Source organism: Curtobacterium pusillum (genome assembly GCF_007673235.1).
Taxonomy (GTDB): Bacteria; Actinomycetota; Actinomycetes; order Actinomycetales; family Microbacteriaceae; genus Curtobacterium; species Curtobacterium pusillum_C.
In genome coordinates this window covers 629,892-643,864 of the sequence record NZ_VDZH01000003.1, presented here as the reverse complement: position 1 = coordinate 643,864, position 13,973 = coordinate 629,892, and the positions used below count along the sequence as shown (strand labels likewise).

Annotated in this window: 13 protein-coding genes; 7 read left to right on the top strand and 6 right to left on the bottom strand. The window is 72.0% G+C overall.

The features are described from left to right. Positions 1 to 10: 10 nt before the first annotated feature. From FS532_RS11550 to FS532_RS11540, 3 genes are read right to left on the bottom strand one after another with little or no spacing between them, the layout of a single operon-like run. Complete coding sequence (locus tag FS532_RS11550) at positions 11 to 964, bottom strand: serine hydrolase (RefSeq protein WP_260852652.1); 954 nt, start codon at positions 962 to 964, stop codon at positions 11 to 13. After that, a complete protein-coding gene (locus tag FS532_RS11545) occupies positions 964 to 2,946 on the bottom strand; it encodes a M13 family metallopeptidase (protein ID WP_144754154.1) in 1,983 nt (660 codons plus the stop codon). Before FS532_RS11545 ends, FS532_RS11550 begins: the two co-directional genes overlap by 1 nt. Positions 2,947 to 2,985: 39 nt before the next feature. Next, on the bottom strand, positions 2,986 to 4,407 hold the full coding sequence (locus FS532_RS11540) for a hypothetical protein (RefSeq protein ID WP_186322000.1): 1,422 nt from the start codon (positions 4,405 to 4,407) through the stop codon (positions 2,986 to 2,988). Between the two features lie 100 nt (positions 4,408 to 4,507). Between FS532_RS11540 and FS532_RS11530 the strand changes: the two genes are divergently transcribed. Beyond that, positions 4,508 to 5,845, top strand: coding sequence for a uracil-xanthine permease family protein (locus FS532_RS11530; protein ID WP_144754145.1), 1,338 nt, complete (start codon positions 4,508 to 4,510; stop codon positions 5,843 to 5,845). A 60-nt stretch (positions 5,846 to 5,905) separates the two neighbouring features. Here the strand turns inward: FS532_RS11530 and FS532_RS11525 are convergent, their stop codons facing one another. Further along, a complete protein-coding gene (locus tag FS532_RS11525) occupies positions 5,906 to 6,568 on the bottom strand; it encodes a GAP family protein (protein ID WP_186321999.1) in 663 nt (220 codons plus the stop codon). Positions 6,569 to 6,688: 120 nt separating this feature from the next. Between FS532_RS11525 and FS532_RS11520 the strand changes: the two genes are divergently transcribed. The 3 genes from FS532_RS11520 (at position 6,689) to FS532_RS11510 (ending at position 9,055) form a co-directional block, all read left to right on the top strand. Further along, positions 6,689 to 8,023, top strand: a complete 1,335-nt coding sequence (locus tag FS532_RS11520) for an MATE family efflux transporter (protein WP_144754139.1) — start codon at positions 6,689 to 6,691, stop codon at positions 8,021 to 8,023. Between the two features lie 73 nt (positions 8,024 to 8,096). Further along, positions 8,097 to 8,552, top strand: a complete 456-nt coding sequence (locus FS532_RS11515; RefSeq protein ID WP_144754136.1) for a DUF1772 domain-containing protein — start codon at positions 8,097 to 8,099, stop codon at positions 8,550 to 8,552. 26 nt (positions 8,553 to 8,578) lie between these two features. After that, complete coding sequence (locus FS532_RS11510; protein WP_186321998.1) at positions 8,579 to 9,055, top strand: GNAT family N-acetyltransferase; 477 nt, start codon at positions 8,579 to 8,581, stop codon at positions 9,053 to 9,055. A 99-nt stretch (positions 9,056 to 9,154) separates the two neighbouring features. Here FS532_RS11510 and FS532_RS11505 read toward each other — a convergent pair whose 3' ends face one another. Further along, positions 9,155 to 9,727, bottom strand: a complete 573-nt coding sequence (locus FS532_RS11505; RefSeq protein WP_186321997.1) for a TetR/AcrR family transcriptional regulator — start codon at positions 9,725 to 9,727, stop codon at positions 9,155 to 9,157. A 62-nt stretch (positions 9,728 to 9,789) separates the two neighbouring features. On the opposite strand from FS532_RS11505, the gene FS532_RS11500 reads away from it, so the two are divergent. Beyond that, complete coding sequence (locus FS532_RS11500) at positions 9,790 to 10,668, top strand: oxidoreductase (RefSeq protein WP_144754127.1); 879 nt, start codon at positions 9,790 to 9,792, stop codon at positions 10,666 to 10,668. Between the two features lie 156 nt (positions 10,669 to 10,824). Here the strand turns inward: FS532_RS11500 and FS532_RS11495 are convergent, their stop codons facing one another. After that, the gene (locus FS532_RS11495; RefSeq protein ID WP_144754124.1) at positions 10,825 to 11,967 is read right to left on the bottom strand and encodes a substrate-binding domain-containing protein; all 1,143 of its coding nucleotides are present in this window, start codon (positions 11,965 to 11,967) and stop codon (positions 10,825 to 10,827) included. 77 nt (positions 11,968 to 12,044) lie between these two features. Between FS532_RS11495 and FS532_RS11490 the strand changes: the two genes are divergently transcribed. Both FS532_RS11490 and nucS read left to right on the top strand, forming a co-directional pair. Beyond that, positions 12,045 to 13,259 carry an MFS transporter gene (locus FS532_RS11490; protein WP_144754121.1) on the top strand — a complete coding sequence of 405 codons (1,215 nt, stop codon included), beginning with the start codon at positions 12,045 to 12,047 and terminating at the stop codon, positions 13,257 to 13,259. 10 nt (positions 13,260 to 13,269) lie between these two features. Then, positions 13,270 to 13,965 (top strand): endonuclease NucS, encoded by a 696-nt coding sequence (nucS, locus tag FS532_RS11485; RefSeq protein WP_144754118.1) that lies wholly within the window; start codon positions 13,270 to 13,272, stop codon positions 13,963 to 13,965. Positions 13,966 to 13,973: the final 8 nt, after the last annotated feature.

Sequence of the window (13,973 nt, the reverse complement as noted above, 5' to 3'; positions counted from 1 at the left end):
GACAGTCGCGCTACACGGCTGGCTCGTGCACGACCTCGAGCACCTCAGTGCCCAGGGTCCGCATCGCCTCGACCACCGCGAGCCGCCGCTGCAGCGAGGCGTCGTCGAACGTGACGGTCACGGCGTAGCTCACGGACGATCCGGGACCGCGGAGGATCCCGGCCTCGGCCCGGACACCCGTGCTCGATCCCGTCACGGACACCACCTGGAGCCCGTGGTCGAGCGCCCGGTGCGCGAGCGGGTCGAGCCCGAACGAGCCGGCGACGAGACTGAGGTCGCTCGCGAGCGACAGCCACCCGAGCACCCGGTTCGACACCGCTTCGTCGACGACCTCGCCGAGGGCCAGCCCCCGCATCAGCCAGGCGAGCTCCCCCGTCGGCGCGACCGACGCGTCCGGGGCGTCGTCTGGCCCGCGGCGGTCCCGCACCCGGTCGATGAGGGCCGTGCGCTCGATCCCGAGCGACTCCGCACGCTCGCGGACGGCGTCGATCCCGACCGTCGACAGCAGCGCGTTCATCGCCCACGCGTCGGCGTTCGCACCGACCAGGGTCGCGAGGTCGGGCACCTGCATCGTCGGCTCCTGCAGGAACTGCCACAGTCCGGCACCCGTCGCGGTGTCGCGCGCCATCCGCTGCAGCCGGTCGCCGTGCAGCCCACCGTCCTCGAGTCGCGCCGCGACCTCGACCAGCAGCAGCACACGACCGAGGCTCGCCACCGGGTGGACGAGCGTGTCGTCCACCGCCAGCAGGGACTTCCCGGTCGAGGTGTCGATGACCGACGCGCTGACCGAGGCACCGTCGCGCGCGATCGCGCCCAGTGCCTCCAGGGTGGCCGCGAAGCGCTCGTCGGCGCCGCCGCGGTGCCGACCGCGCGCACGGCCGTCGGCACCGCCGACGTCCTGTCGTCGACGCGACCGTCGAGCCGCTCCCGGCTCCGACGACGGAGCCGCGTCCGGCTCGGCCATCACCAGATCGAGACGCGCTCGGCCGGGTCGAGGTACATCGCGTCCCGCTCGGTCACGCCGAAGGTGTCGTACCAGACGTCGATGTTGCGGACGACCTGGTTGCAGCGGAACTCGTTCGGCGAGTGCGGGTCGATGCTCAGGAGCCGAGCTGCCTCCTCCGGACGGATCGCCATCCGCCAGGCCTGGGCCCAGCTGAGGAAGAACCGCTCGGCGCCGGTCAGCCCGTCCACCACCGGCGGCTCCTGGCCGTCGAGGGAGAGCAGGTACGCCTTCCACGCGATCGACAGGCCGCCCAGGTCACCGATGTTCTCGCCGATCGTCAGGGCCCCGTTGACGTGACCGTCCGGGACCTCGGTCGGGACGAGCGCGTCGTACTGCGCGATGAGGGCCTTCGTGCGCTCCTCGAACGCGGTGCGGTCGGCCTCGGTCCACCAGTCCTGCAGTCGGCCGTCACCGTCGTACTGCGAGCCCTGGTCGTCGAAGCCGTGGCCGATCTCGTGACCGATGACGGCCCCGATCGCACCGTAGTTCGCGGCGGCGTCACGTCCGGCGTCGAAGAACGGGAACTGCAGGATCGCCGCGGGGAAGACGATCTCGTTGAAGCCGGGGTTGTAGTACGCGTTGATCGTCTGCGGCGTCATGAACCACTCGTCGCGGTCGATCGGCTTGCCGATCTTCCCGAGTTCGCGGTCGACCTGGAACGACGCCACGGCGCGGACGTTGCCGATGAGGTCGTCGGCCGACACCGGGAGCGCCGAGTAGTCGCGCCACTGCACCGGGTAGCCGATCTTCGGCGTGAACTTGTCGAGCTTGTCGAGCGCCCGCGCACGGGTCTCGTCGGTCATCCACTCGAGCGCCGTGATGCTCTGGCGGTACGCCTCGACGAGGTTCGCGACGAGGACGTCCATCGTCGCCTTCGACGTCTCGTCGAAGTGCTCCTGCACGTAGATGCGCCCGACGGCCTCGCCCATCGCGCCCTCGACGAGGGAGACACCGCGCTTCCAGCGCTCGCACTGCTTCGGCGCACCGGTCAGCGCCGTGCCGTAGAAGGAGAAGTTGGTCGCCGAGAACGCACTGGTCAGGTACGCCGCGGAGGCGCGGATCACCTGCCAGCGGAGCCAGTCCTTCCAGACGTCCAGCGGCTCGGTGCGGAGCAGCTCCGCCAGGCCCGTCACGAACGAGGGCTCGCGGACGACGACGGTCGAGAAGGCACCGGCGGGGGCGTCGATGGCCTCCCACCACAGCTGCAGGTCGATGCCCTCGGCGAGCGCCGCGACCTCGGCCCACGGCAGCTTGTTGTACGTCTTCTGGCTGTCACGCGTGGTGACGTTGTCCCAGTGCTTCGACGCCAGCGCGGTCTCGAGCGCTATGACGTGCTCGGTGCGGTCGCCGGCGTCCTCGAAGCCCGCGAGGGGGAACATCGCCGCCACGAACTCGCGGTACTTCGTGCGGATGTCGGCGAAACGCTCTTCGCGGTAGTAGGACTCGTCGGGCAGCCCGAGGCCGGACTGCTCGAGGAACACGACGTACGACTCCGGGTCGCCCGGGTCGTTGTCGACGAAGAGCTGCAGGAAGCTCGGCAGACCGAGCCGTTCGAAGCGCCCGACGATCCGGATCACGTCCTCGGTCGAATCGATCGCTGCGATCTCGGCGAGGAGCGGCTCTATGGGCGCGGTGCCGAGGGCCTCCAACCGGTCCTCGTCGGTGAAGGACGTGAAGAGGTCGCCGACCTTGCGCTCCTCGGTCCCCGGTGCCGCCTGCTGCGACCGCTCGATGATGTCCCGCACGGCGATCTCGGCGGCCTCGGCCAGCACCGTGAACGAGCCGTACCGCGCCTTGTCGTCGGGGATCGGCGTCGCGTCGACCCACGAGCCGTTCACGTGGCGGTACAGGTCGTCCTGCGGGCGGACAGTTGCGTCCAGCTCGTCGATGCTGATCCCAGAAGCGTTGTGGATCCCGGAGGTGCTTGCGACGTCGGTCATGCGGTCCACGATAGCCACCGCCGCCCTGTCAGAGCGGTGTCAGCCGCGATGGACGCCACGCCGGCGCAGGAGTCGAGCGCCGGCGAGCCCGCCGAGCCCCAGCGCCAGCAACGCGCCGGCGATGCTGAGCGGCATGGTGGGGTCGTCACCCGTGTACGCGAGATGCTTCGCCGACCCGACGGTGATCGGGCCCGCGGCGGCCTGCTGCGCGGCTGGGTGGTTGCCCGTGGACACCCCGGGACCCGCGCCCGGGTCCGGCTTCGGTGCCGGTCGGACGGGGAGCTTCGGCAGGATCAGGCGGAGAGCGCCCTGCTCGACTCCGTTGACACGCTGCCGTGCGACCACGACGTCGTCCGGGAGCACCGCACGCGGGACGACGAGTTCCCAGCTGCGCCCGATCGTGGTGGCGAGCGGCTGCCCGTCGGCGCTCTCGACCGGAGTGCCGCTCTCGGTCTCGAGGGCGACCACGCCGCCGACCTCGCCCCTGCCGGCGAGCCGCACGGAGCCGTCGGCGAGCTCTTCCGCCGTGCCGGTGAGCGCCATCGGCACGGTGACTCGAGCCTCCGTCGTGCCGAGTTCGGTCGCACCGTCGAAGGTGGTCACGGTGACCGAGTAGAAGCGCGCGGCCTCGGGGATGGGCAGTTCCGCCGACCAGGTCGTGTCTGCCGAGGCCCGGACCGTCAGCGGCTTCCCGTCGGCGTCGAGCACCGGGCCGTCGGCATCGGAGAACCGGAGCGTCGCACCGGCGGGCGCCCGGCCCGCGAGCGACACCCGTTCGGTCTCACGCGAGGCGGTCGTCTCCTGGACCACCGCGGCGCCCGAGATCGTGTAGACGTCGTCCGCCCCGCCGTTGTGCGTGCCGTCGAAGTACTGCCAGGCCTCGATGTGGTGCTCACCGAACGCGAGCCCGCGCAGGGTGAACGACCAGGCACCGTCGTGATCCGCGTCGGTCTCGCCGACGGTCGTCCCGTTGTCCTTGATGACGAAGTGCGCATCCGGGTAGCCGGTCCCGTCGAGTTCGATCTTCCGACCGATGCCGTCGACCGTGGCCAGCATCCCGGGCGGCTGGAGGTAGAGCACGTCCACCGGGACGTCGATCGACTGATCCGTGACCTGCGAGGTCACGCGGATGACCCGTTCCCCGGACCGGACCCGCACCGACGCCGACCACGTGCCGTCAGGGCCGGCGTCGGTCCACTCGGGCGCGACGACGTCGCCCGCGATGCCGATGCTGCCGCCGACCGGCCCGGTCCCGGCGAGCGTGACGATCCCCAGCCCGTGGTCGATCGAACGCACGCCGACGGTGAAGTCGGACGTCGGCGTCCGGTCCGAGGCTGCTGCCGGCCGATCGGGCGCCGCATCGGCCGTGGTGGCCACGATCACGGGCGAGAGCGCGACCGCTGCGACGGCGACGGTCGCCATCGCTCGACGGCCGACGGCCACGAGGCGGGGCTGCGACATGGGACTCCTTTGCTGGTACTTCACACACCTTATACATGGTGTTCAGTCGTGCGCACCCGTGGTGCCGTCACCGGTGGAGACCTGCCGGTACGGTCGTCGCATGGGACTTCCGTGGAAGCTGCACGGGGACGGCGCGACCGTCTCCGCGACGACGATCGTCGCGCCGGACGAGCGCCTCACGTGGGGCCGGACGATCGGCCTGGGCGTGCAGCACGTGGTCGCGATGTTCGGGGCGACGTTCCTCGTCCCACTGCTGACCGGGTTCCCGCCGTCGACGACGCTGCTCTTCAGCGGCATCGGGACGATCCTGTTCCTGCTCATCACCGGCAACCGCCTGCCGAGCTACCTCGGCTCGTCGTTCGCCTTCATCGCGCCGATCGCCGCCGCGACGAAGATCGGCGGCATCCCGCTCGCGCTCTCCGGGATCATCGTGGTCGGCGCTCTACTCGCCATCGTCGGTGCCGTCGTGCACCTGGCCGGCGCCGGGTGGATCGATCGGCTCATGCCGCCCGTGGTGTCCGGGGCGATCGTTGCGCTCATCGGGTTCAACCTCGCGCCGGCTGCGCGCGACAACTTCACGAAGGCGCCGGTCGTCGCCCTCATCACCCTCGGTGCGATCATCCTCGTGACGGTCCTCTTCAAGGGCCTCGTCGGGCGGCTGTCCATCGTGATCGGCGTGGTGGTCGGGTACGTCGCGGCCCTCATCGGCGGCGAGGTCTCGTTCACCGCCGTCGACAAGGCAGCGTGGATCGGGCTGCCGGAGTTCACGGCCCCCGCGTTCGACCCGTCACAGCTCGCGATCTACCTGGCGTTCGTACCGGTCGTCCTCGCGCTCGTCGCCGAGAACGTCGGCCACGTGAAGGGCGTCGGGCAGCTCACCGGGCGCGACCTCACCCCGCTCACCGGCCGGGCGCTCTTCGCGGACGGCGTCTCCACCGTGCTCGCCGGCCTCGGCGGCGGTTCGGCGACCACCACCTACGGCGAGAACATCGGCGTGATGGCGGCCACCCGGGTGTTCTCCACGGCGGCGTACTGGGTGGCGGCGATCGTCGCCGTGCTGCTCGGGCTCTCCCCGAAGATCGGCGCGGTCATCTCCTCCGTCCCGCCAGGGGTCCTCGGCGGCGCGACCACCGCGCTCTACGGCCTCATCGGCGTCATCGGCATCCGGATCTGGGTCGAGAACCGGGTCGACTTCTCGAAGCCGAAGAACCAGCTCACCGCGGGCATCGCGCTCATCATCGGGATCGCGGACTTCACGTTCTCGTTCGGTGCGGCGAGCTTCGGGGGCATCATCCTCGGCACCGTCGCGGCGATCGTGGTCTACCACCTGATGGACCTCGTCGGCCGGGCGCGCGGCACCGACGAGCCGACGCCGACGGCGTCCGACGCCGCGCACGCGGCGACCGGCGGCATCCCGGCGGATCCACGCCACGACTGACCCGGCCGTCTCGTCCCGGCACCCGACGTGTCGAGGTGGGTCGCGCCTCCAGGCCCGCGCTCAGCGCAGCCCGGTCAGCCCGATGACGAGTTGCACGACCCCGAGGACGACCAGGACCACGACGAGGGCGTGCACACCCCACCGCGCGATCCACGAGCGCATGGCCTCGAGCGGCCGCTCGGCCCGCGGTCCGAGCGCGACGGCGAGAACGACCGGCAGCAGCACGACGACGCCGGACGCGAGCACGAACACCGCTCCGACGACGACCGTCAGGGCGGCCTGCGGGTCCGCATCGCCGAGCGTCACGCCGGCCGCGAACGCCAGGACGACCGACTTCGGGCTGACGAACAAGAGCGCCCCGAGTCCGAAGGCGCGCCCTGGACCGAGTGCCTCCATCGCATCGGCCCACCGCGTGCTCGCCGGCGAGCCGTCCGGCAGACGGCGGCGCACCCACTGCCACGCGGCGAGCGCGAGGAGCACCACCGAGGCGACGAGCGCGACCAGCGCCTGCACCGGTGGGCCGTCGTCCGTCGGCGCCGGGAGCTGCTCGCCCACGGACACCGCGACGACGAGGGCGACCGCCACCGCCGCCATCCAACCCGCGGCACACGCGACGGCCGAGCCGTAGCCGCGCCGGTGCCCGAGCAGGAACACGACCGACGCCACCGGCAGGGGACTGAGCGCGATGCCGATCGCTCCCGGAACCAGTGCGGCGATGTCCACGTCCGGAGCGTATCCCGGCCTGGAGGCGCGGGTCGGCTCCGCCCCGCCCCCGCGGCCAGCGGGGTGGTCGGTCCCACATCGCGTGCCGCGCACGGTCCGCAGCACGGCCAGAATGGGTCGGTGCCCGGACCGACGCGACCCGCAGCGACCACCGAGCGGCGCGCCGTCGACCGCGACATCGTCCGCCTGGCTGTACCGGCGCTCGGCGCACTCGTCGTCGAGCCGTTGTTCCTGCTGACCGACACCGCTCTCGTCGGACACCTCGGTGCGACGCCGCTCGCTGCCGTCGGGCTCGCGGGCGCCGTGCTGCAGACCGTGACCGGACTGCTCGTGTTCCTGGCGTACTCGACGACCCCGGCCGTCGCGCGGGCGCTCGGGGGCGGGGACCGACGCGGAGCCGTGCACGCCGGCATCGACGGGATGTGGCTGGCGCTCGGGCTGGGGGTCGTCCTCGCGCTCGTCGGGTGGCCGCTCGCCGGACCGCTGGTCGACCTGTTCGGTGCGTCGCCCGACGTCTCGGCGGCCGCGACCGCGTACCTGACGGTCTCGCTCGTCGGACTCCCCGGGATCCTGGTCGTGACCGCGTCGACCGGGCTGCTGCGCGGGCTGCAGGACACGAGGACACCGCTCGTCGTCGCGACCGTCGGATTCGTCACGAACGGGCTGCTCAACGCCCTCCTCATCTACGGCGCCGGCTGGGGCGTCGAGGGGTCGGCGGCCGGCACCGTCATCGTGCAGTGGGCGATGGCGGTCGTCTACGTCCGGATCGCTGTTCGCGCAGCGCGGGCATCGGGGGCTCCGCTCCGCCCAGGCGCCTCGGGTGTCGCACGGGCGCTCCGGTCCGGGGCCTGGCTGTTCCTCCGGACCGCGTCACTGCGCGTGGCGATGCTCGCGACGGTCGGCGCCGCGGCGGGGCTCGGGACGACCGGTCTCGCGACCACACAGGTGGGTCTGACGGTGTTCTCGACCCTGGCGTTCGCGCTCGATGCGCTCGCGATCGCCGGACAGGCGCTCGTCGGGCACGGACTCGGCGCGCGGGACCCCTCGCGTGTGCGGTTGGTCACCCGGCGGCTCGTCCTGCTCGGGATCGCCGGTGGTGCGGTGCTCGGTGTGCTCACCCTCGCCGTCAGCGGGGTACTCGCGCCGGTGTTCTCGGACTCGTCCGCCGTGCGGGACGCTCTGCCCGCAGTGCTCGTGCTCATCGCCGTCGGGATGCCGATCGCCGGGTACGTCTTCGTGCTCGACGGCGTGCTGATCGGCGCCGGGGACGCACGGTACCTCGCGATCGCGGGTGGTGTGAACCTCGTCGTGTACCTGCCGCTGCTCTGGTGGGCGGGTGGGACCCTCGCGGGGCTGTGGGCCGTGTTCGCGCTCGGGTACATCGGTGTCCGGGCGGTGACGCTCGGGGTGCGGGCGCACCGCCGCGGCTGGATCGAGCACGCGCTGGCCCGGTGACCTCGGAGGTCGGGGCCGGTCTGCGTCAGCGTCGCGTCAGCGCGGTGTGAGTGGCTCGGACGAAGGTGGCCTCGTGAACGTCCTCCTGGTGGTCCAACTCGTCCTCGTCGGCGTGCTCGCCGGCGAGGAGTTCATCGTCCGCTGGGGCGTGCAACCGGCGATCGCCGCCCTGCCCGACGACGCCCACGTGCGCACGCGCATCGCGTTGGTGCGGTCCCTCAAGGTCGTGGTGCCGATCGTGATGGTGCCGGCAGTGCTCGCGTCCGTCGCCGTCCTCGTGACGGCCGGCGCGGGCGACGGCCTCGGGTGGCGCATCGCCGCGATGACCGCGTTGGTGGTGTTCGTCCTCGCGTCGTTCCTCGGGACCGTGCCGATCAACATCGGCGTGAACGACTGGGACCCGGCGAACCCTCCCGCGGACTGGAAGGACGTCGTGCGGCGGTGGGAGCGGATCGACGTCCTCCGGTCGAGCGCTGCTGCGGTCGCGTTCGTCCTGTTCACCGTCGCGCTCGTCGTGGCGTCGAACTGACCACGGTCGCCCGTACGCTCCGTACCGTGCGCTCCATCGAGACGATCTCCCCCGATGCCACCACCGCGGCTCGGATCGTCCGCGACTACCTGGCCGACGTGGCCTCGCGGTGGTACGGGCGGCCCGTGACGGACGACGAGGTCGACCAGGCGCTCCTCGACGAACCCTTCGACGACCTCCAGGGGGACACCGGCGCGCTGTTCGTGGCGTTCGAAGACGGCCACCCGGTCGGCTGCGCCGGCGTGCGTTTCCTCGGCGACGTGGCCGAGCTCACCAAGGTGTTCACGTCGCCACTGCACCGCGGTCGAGGCGTCGGCACGGAGCTGCTCCGCGCCGTCGAGCGATCCTGCCGTGCACGAGCCGTCACGACGCTCCGCCTGGACACCCGCGCCGAACTGACGGAGGCTTGCGCGATGTACGAACGGAACGGGTTCGAGCGCATCACCGCGTTCAACGACGACCCCTACTCGGATCGTTGGTACCGCAAGGCCCTGCGCCCGTGAGGACCGGCATGGTCGGCGACGTGCTGGCTGTTGCCCTCGGCGGCAGCGAACAAGGTCGCCTGACGACTTCGATTCACCATCCGGTGTCGGAGCAGATGCTCACCTGCGCCGACCAGGCGGCCCGAGCCGGGGCAGCAGCATCGCGACTGCGTCGGCGACCACGGCGTCCACCCGTTCCGGTGCGAGCCGACCGGCGATGACCAGGCCGGCGATGCCCTCGAACATCCCGGCGACCAGGAAGGGGAGGGCGCCCGGGTCGCCGTCCGCCCGCTGGCCGAGGAGTTCTGCGCCGAGCGCGAAGAACCGGGCCGCTGCCGCGTCGAGCGGCCCGTCCGGCGTGGCGTGCGTCCCGAACATGAGCGACATGAGGGGGCCCTGGTCGCGCGCGAACGCGATGTGGGCGTGCGCGTAGGACGTGAGTCGTGCCTCCTGGCCGTCGAGCCGGTCGGCGTCCCGCAGGGCGGCGGTGAGGCTCTCGAAGCCCCGCGCAGCGATGGCTTCGAGCAGCGCGTCGCGATCGCGGAAGTGCCGGCTAGGGGCGGCGTGGCTCACGCCGGCGCGGCGGGCGAGTTCACGCAGCGTGACCGCCTCGACGCCCTGTTCGACGAGCAGCCGACGGCCCTCGGCGAGCAGGGTCTCGCGCAGGTCACCGTGGTGGTAGCTCGTGTCCACGGTCCGACCATAGCGCGATGTGGTCGTTGACAACTATGTTGACAGCGCCTACATTTGGCGACATGACCGATTACGACGCGTCCGCCCTGCCGGACCTGACCGACCGCACCATCGTCATCACCGGCGCGTCGAGCGGTATCGGGCGGGCAACGGCCGCTGCGTTCGCTCGGGCCGGGGCGCACGTGGTCCTCGCCGTCCGTGACACGACCAAGGGCCGGGCGGTGGCGAGCACGCTCACGGGCTCCGTCGAGGTGCGGCCGCTCGACCTCGCCGACCTCGTCTCCGTGCGGTCGTTCGCCGAGCAGTGGACCGGACCGATCGACGTCCTGGTCGCGAACGCCGGCGTCTCCGCGCGCTCGCTGACTCGGACCGCCGACGGCTTCGAACTCGACTTCGGCACCAACCACCTCGGGCACTTCGCACTGACGACGCTGCTGCTCCCACGGGTGCGCGACCGGGTGGTCGTCGTCGCGTCCCAAGCCGAACGTGCCGCTCGGCTCGACCTCGACGACCCGAACTGGGAACGGCGCCCCTACCGGTCGTCGCGCGCCTACAACGACTCCAAGCTCGCGAACCTGCTGTTCGTCGCCGAGCTCCAGCGCCGGCTCTCCACCGCGGGTTCGGCGGTCCGGGTCCTCGCCGCACACCCCGGGCTCGTCACCACGTCGATCTACGACCTGCCGGACGGCGCACGACCCGGCATCTGGGACCACCTGCTCCCCCGGCTGGGTCAGGACGCCGACCAGGGCGCGCTCCCCACGCTCTACGCGGCGACGGAGGACCTCCCCGGCGACACGTTCGTGGGGCCGCAGCACCTCATGCACATGCGCGGTGGGGCGCAGGTCATCGGTCGGTCACGACGCGCTGGGGACCGGGAGCTCGCGGCCCGGCTGTGGGACGTCTCGGAGCGGCTGACCGGGATCACCGCGCCGGTGGCCTGACCAGCGCCGCTCCGGGCGCGACTCCGCCGTCCTGCTCATCGCGGCCAGCGGTACTCGTACTCGAGACGACCCGGTCCGCTGCGCCCGTCTCGACAAGCGGGCCGGGAGGCGCGGGGACGGCCCGCCCCGTCGGCTCGGCCGGGCACGGTACCCGCGTCAGGCTCGCCCGGAGCCGCGTCCGGAGGGTGGCTGGTCCGGCACCGGCCCCGTGGTGTCGCCGATCCGCAACTCGGACCGGAACGCCGCCGGCACGGGTTCGTCCCCCTCGAGCATCGCCAGCGCGGCACGCGCGGCAGCGCGGCCCTTCTGCTCGAACGGCTGCACCAGGGTCGTGAGCTGCCGGATCGGGGTGCGGTGCAGCAGGCTGTCGTCGACCGTGATGCCGTCGAACCCGACGACGCTGACGTCCTCCGGCACCCGGAGTCCGGCGTCGAGGGCAGCCGAGATCACCCCGACGGCGAGCAGGTCGCTCTGCGCCACGACGGCCGTGGGCGCGGTCGATCCGGGAGCGAACAGGGCCTCGCCGGCGATGCGCCCCTCCTCCACCGAGCTGCCGGCGGTCTCGACGGCGACGGCGTCGGGGTAGACACCGCGAACGCCGCGCAGCCGTTCGAGGGTGGTGTGGGCGACGCCCTCGGCCTCGCGCGCCTCGTCGACGGGACCCCGACGCCGGGCGGCGTCGAGCGGGAGCGCCACGATCGTCACGTCGGTGTGCCCGAGGTCGCGGAGGTAGGCGGCGGCACGTCGGGAGGCCTCGCGGTTGTCGAGGTGGATCGGCACGGCACCCTCGATCTCGTCCGCCTCGATCGCGACGACGGGGATCTGGCGTCGGCGGAGGACCGCGACCGCGGGGTCGATGCGCACGTTGCAGCCGACGAGCACCACGGCGTCCATCGGTGCGTCGACGATGGGTCCGGCGCCCTGTTCGTCGTCGAGCGGGCTCCGGACGAGCAGCAGGGACGCACCGGCGGCACCCGCGACCTCGGCGATGCCGTCGAGCGTCAGGACGTTCACCGGGTCACGGAAGGCGTCGCTCAGGCGCTCGTCCATCACGACCCCGATGACGCCGGAGCGGCCGCGGCGCAGGGAGCGCGCACGTGGGTCGGGACCGCCGTAGCCGAGGTCGGCGGCGGCCGCGAGCACACGGGCCTTCGCGTCCTCCGACACCGGGCCGAGGCCGCTGAACGCGAGCGACGCCGTCGACGGTGCGACCCCGGCGGCACGCGCGACCGCTGCCAGCGTGGGACGCGCCCGTCGGGCAGAGCGCGACTCGCCGAGTCCTGTTGCCGGTTCGTCCATCGCCCGTTAGCGTAGCCGGAACCAGCGGTCGAATCGATTCGATCCGACCGCAACACGCGCCCCAGCAAGGATCTCCGATGACGACGACGTCCACCCGCACGACCCCGACCACCCGGGCCTGGATCACCGCGGTGTTCGTCGTGTTCACCCTGTCCGGCCTCGACATCGCGACGTGGCTCGGCCGGATCCCCAGCGTGCGCGACTCCCTCGGTGCGAGCACGTTCGAGATGGGCCTGCTCGTGCTCGGCATGGCCGTCGGCTCGATCGGGGGCCTGACCTTCGCCGGACACATCGTCGCGAAGCTCGGCGCACGTCGAGGCGTCCAGATCGCCGCGGTGTGCCTGACGGCGGGCATGGTGTTCGCCGGGGTCGCGGTCACCCTCGGGTGGGGCTTCGCCGCCATCTGGATCGCCCTCATCGCGTTCGGCTTCGGCAACGGACTCTGCGACGTGTCGATGAACGTGTCCGGTGCCGCTGCCGAGAAGGCCGGCGGGCGCACGATCATGCCGCTCTTCCACGCCGCCTTCAGCCTCGGCACGCTCGCCGGCGCGGGCCTCGGAGCCCTGGCCGAACGGCTCGACGTCCCGGTCGCGTGGCACTTCATCGTCCTGGTCGTCGTCACGAGTGCCGCGATGCTCGTCGCCGTCGCGAAGTTCCAGGACGAGCACCGCTTCGAGGAGCCGGTCGGCACCGACACCAGCCCGGTCGCGACGCCGCTCACCCGCTGGCAGGTCTGGGCACAGCCCTCCACGATCTTCATCGGCGTGATCGTGCTCGGCATGGCGTTGGCCGAGGGCTCCGCGAACGACTGGCTCCCGCTCGCGATGATCGACGGCCACGGCCTCGACAACGCCGCCGGGTCCGCCGTGCTCACGGTCTTCCTCGCCGCGATGACCGTCGGCCGTGTCGCCGGTAGCCCCCTGATCGACCGGTTCGGTCGCGTGCCCGTGCTGCGGATCAGCGCCGCCGTCGCGGTGGTCGGCCTCGGCATGCTCATCTTCATCGACGACGTCCCGCTCGCCGTCGTCGGCGTCGTGCTCTGGGGCCTCGGCGCGAGCCTGGGCTTCCCGATGGGCATGTCCGCCGCCGCCGACGACCCCCGGACCGCCGCCGCTCGGGTCAGCGCCGTCGCGACGATCGGCTACGTGGCGTTCCTGGCCGGACCGCCGCTCATCGGGTTCCTCGGCGAGCACATCGGCCTGCTCGGCGCGCTGCTGGTCGTCTTCGTCTTCATCATCGCGGCGGGGTTGGCATCGGGAGCGGCGCGCGAACGAGGCGTCGCCGCCCGTTAGGCTTCCGGGCGTGCGCCTCGTCATCGCCCGCTGCTCCGTCGACTACGCGGGGCGGCTCTCAGCCCACCTGCCGCTCGCGACCCGTCTCCTCATGCTGAAGGCCGACGGTTCCCTGCTCGTGCACTCCGACGGCGGCAGCTACAAGCCGCTCAACTGGATGAGCCCGCCGTGCTCGATCGAGATCAGCGAACCGGACGACGAGCAGTCCAGCGCCGGCATCACGCAGGTGTGGACGGTCACGCAGAAGAAGACGCAGGACAAGCTCATCGTCTCCCTGTACGAGATCGTGACCGACGAGACCCACGACCTCGGCGTCGACCCAGGGCTCGTGAAGGACGGGGTCGAGGCGCACCTGCAGCAGCTCCTCGCCGAGCAGATCGAGCTCCTCGGGGACGGTCACACGCTGGTCCGCCGCGAGTACATGACCGCCATCGGACCGGTCGACATCCTGGCGCGGGACGACGCCGGCGCGAGCGTCGCGGTCGAGATGAAGCGCAACGCCAACATCGACGCGGTCGAGCAGCTGACGCGATACCTCGAGTTGATGAACCGCGACCCACTGCTCCGTCCGGTCCAGGGCGTGCTGGCGGCGCAGACCGTGGCACCGCAGGCGCGCACGCTCGCCGAGGACCGCGGCATCCGCGTTCTCGTGCTCGACTACGACGCGATGCGCGGCATCGAGGGCGGCCACACCCGCCTGTTCTGAGCGAGCGC

Coding starts and splice junctions, on each gene's coding strand:
- FS532_RS11550 (WP_260852652.1), bottom strand. CDS start 964: ATGGCCGAGCCGGACGCGGCTCCGTCGTCGGAGCCGGGAGCGGCTCGA.
- FS532_RS11545 (WP_144754154.1), bottom strand. CDS start 2,946: ATGACCGACGTCGCAAGCACCTCCGGGATCCACAACGCTTCTGGGATC.
- FS532_RS11540 (WP_186322000.1), bottom strand. CDS start 4,407: ATGTCGCAGCCCCGCCTCGTGGCCGTCGGCCGTCGAGCGATGGCGACC.
- FS532_RS11530 (WP_144754145.1), top strand. CDS start 4,508: ATGGGACTTCCGTGGAAGCTGCACGGGGACGGCGCGACCGTCTCCGCG.
- FS532_RS11500 (WP_144754127.1), top strand. CDS start 9,790: ATGACCGATTACGACGCGTCCGCCCTGCCGGACCTGACCGACCGCACC.
- FS532_RS11495 (WP_144754124.1), bottom strand. CDS start 11,967: ATGGACGAACCGGCAACAGGACTCGGCGAGTCGCGCTCTGCCCGACGG.
- FS532_RS11490 (WP_144754121.1), top strand. CDS start 12,045: ATGACGACGACGTCCACCCGCACGACCCCGACCACCCGGGCCTGGATC.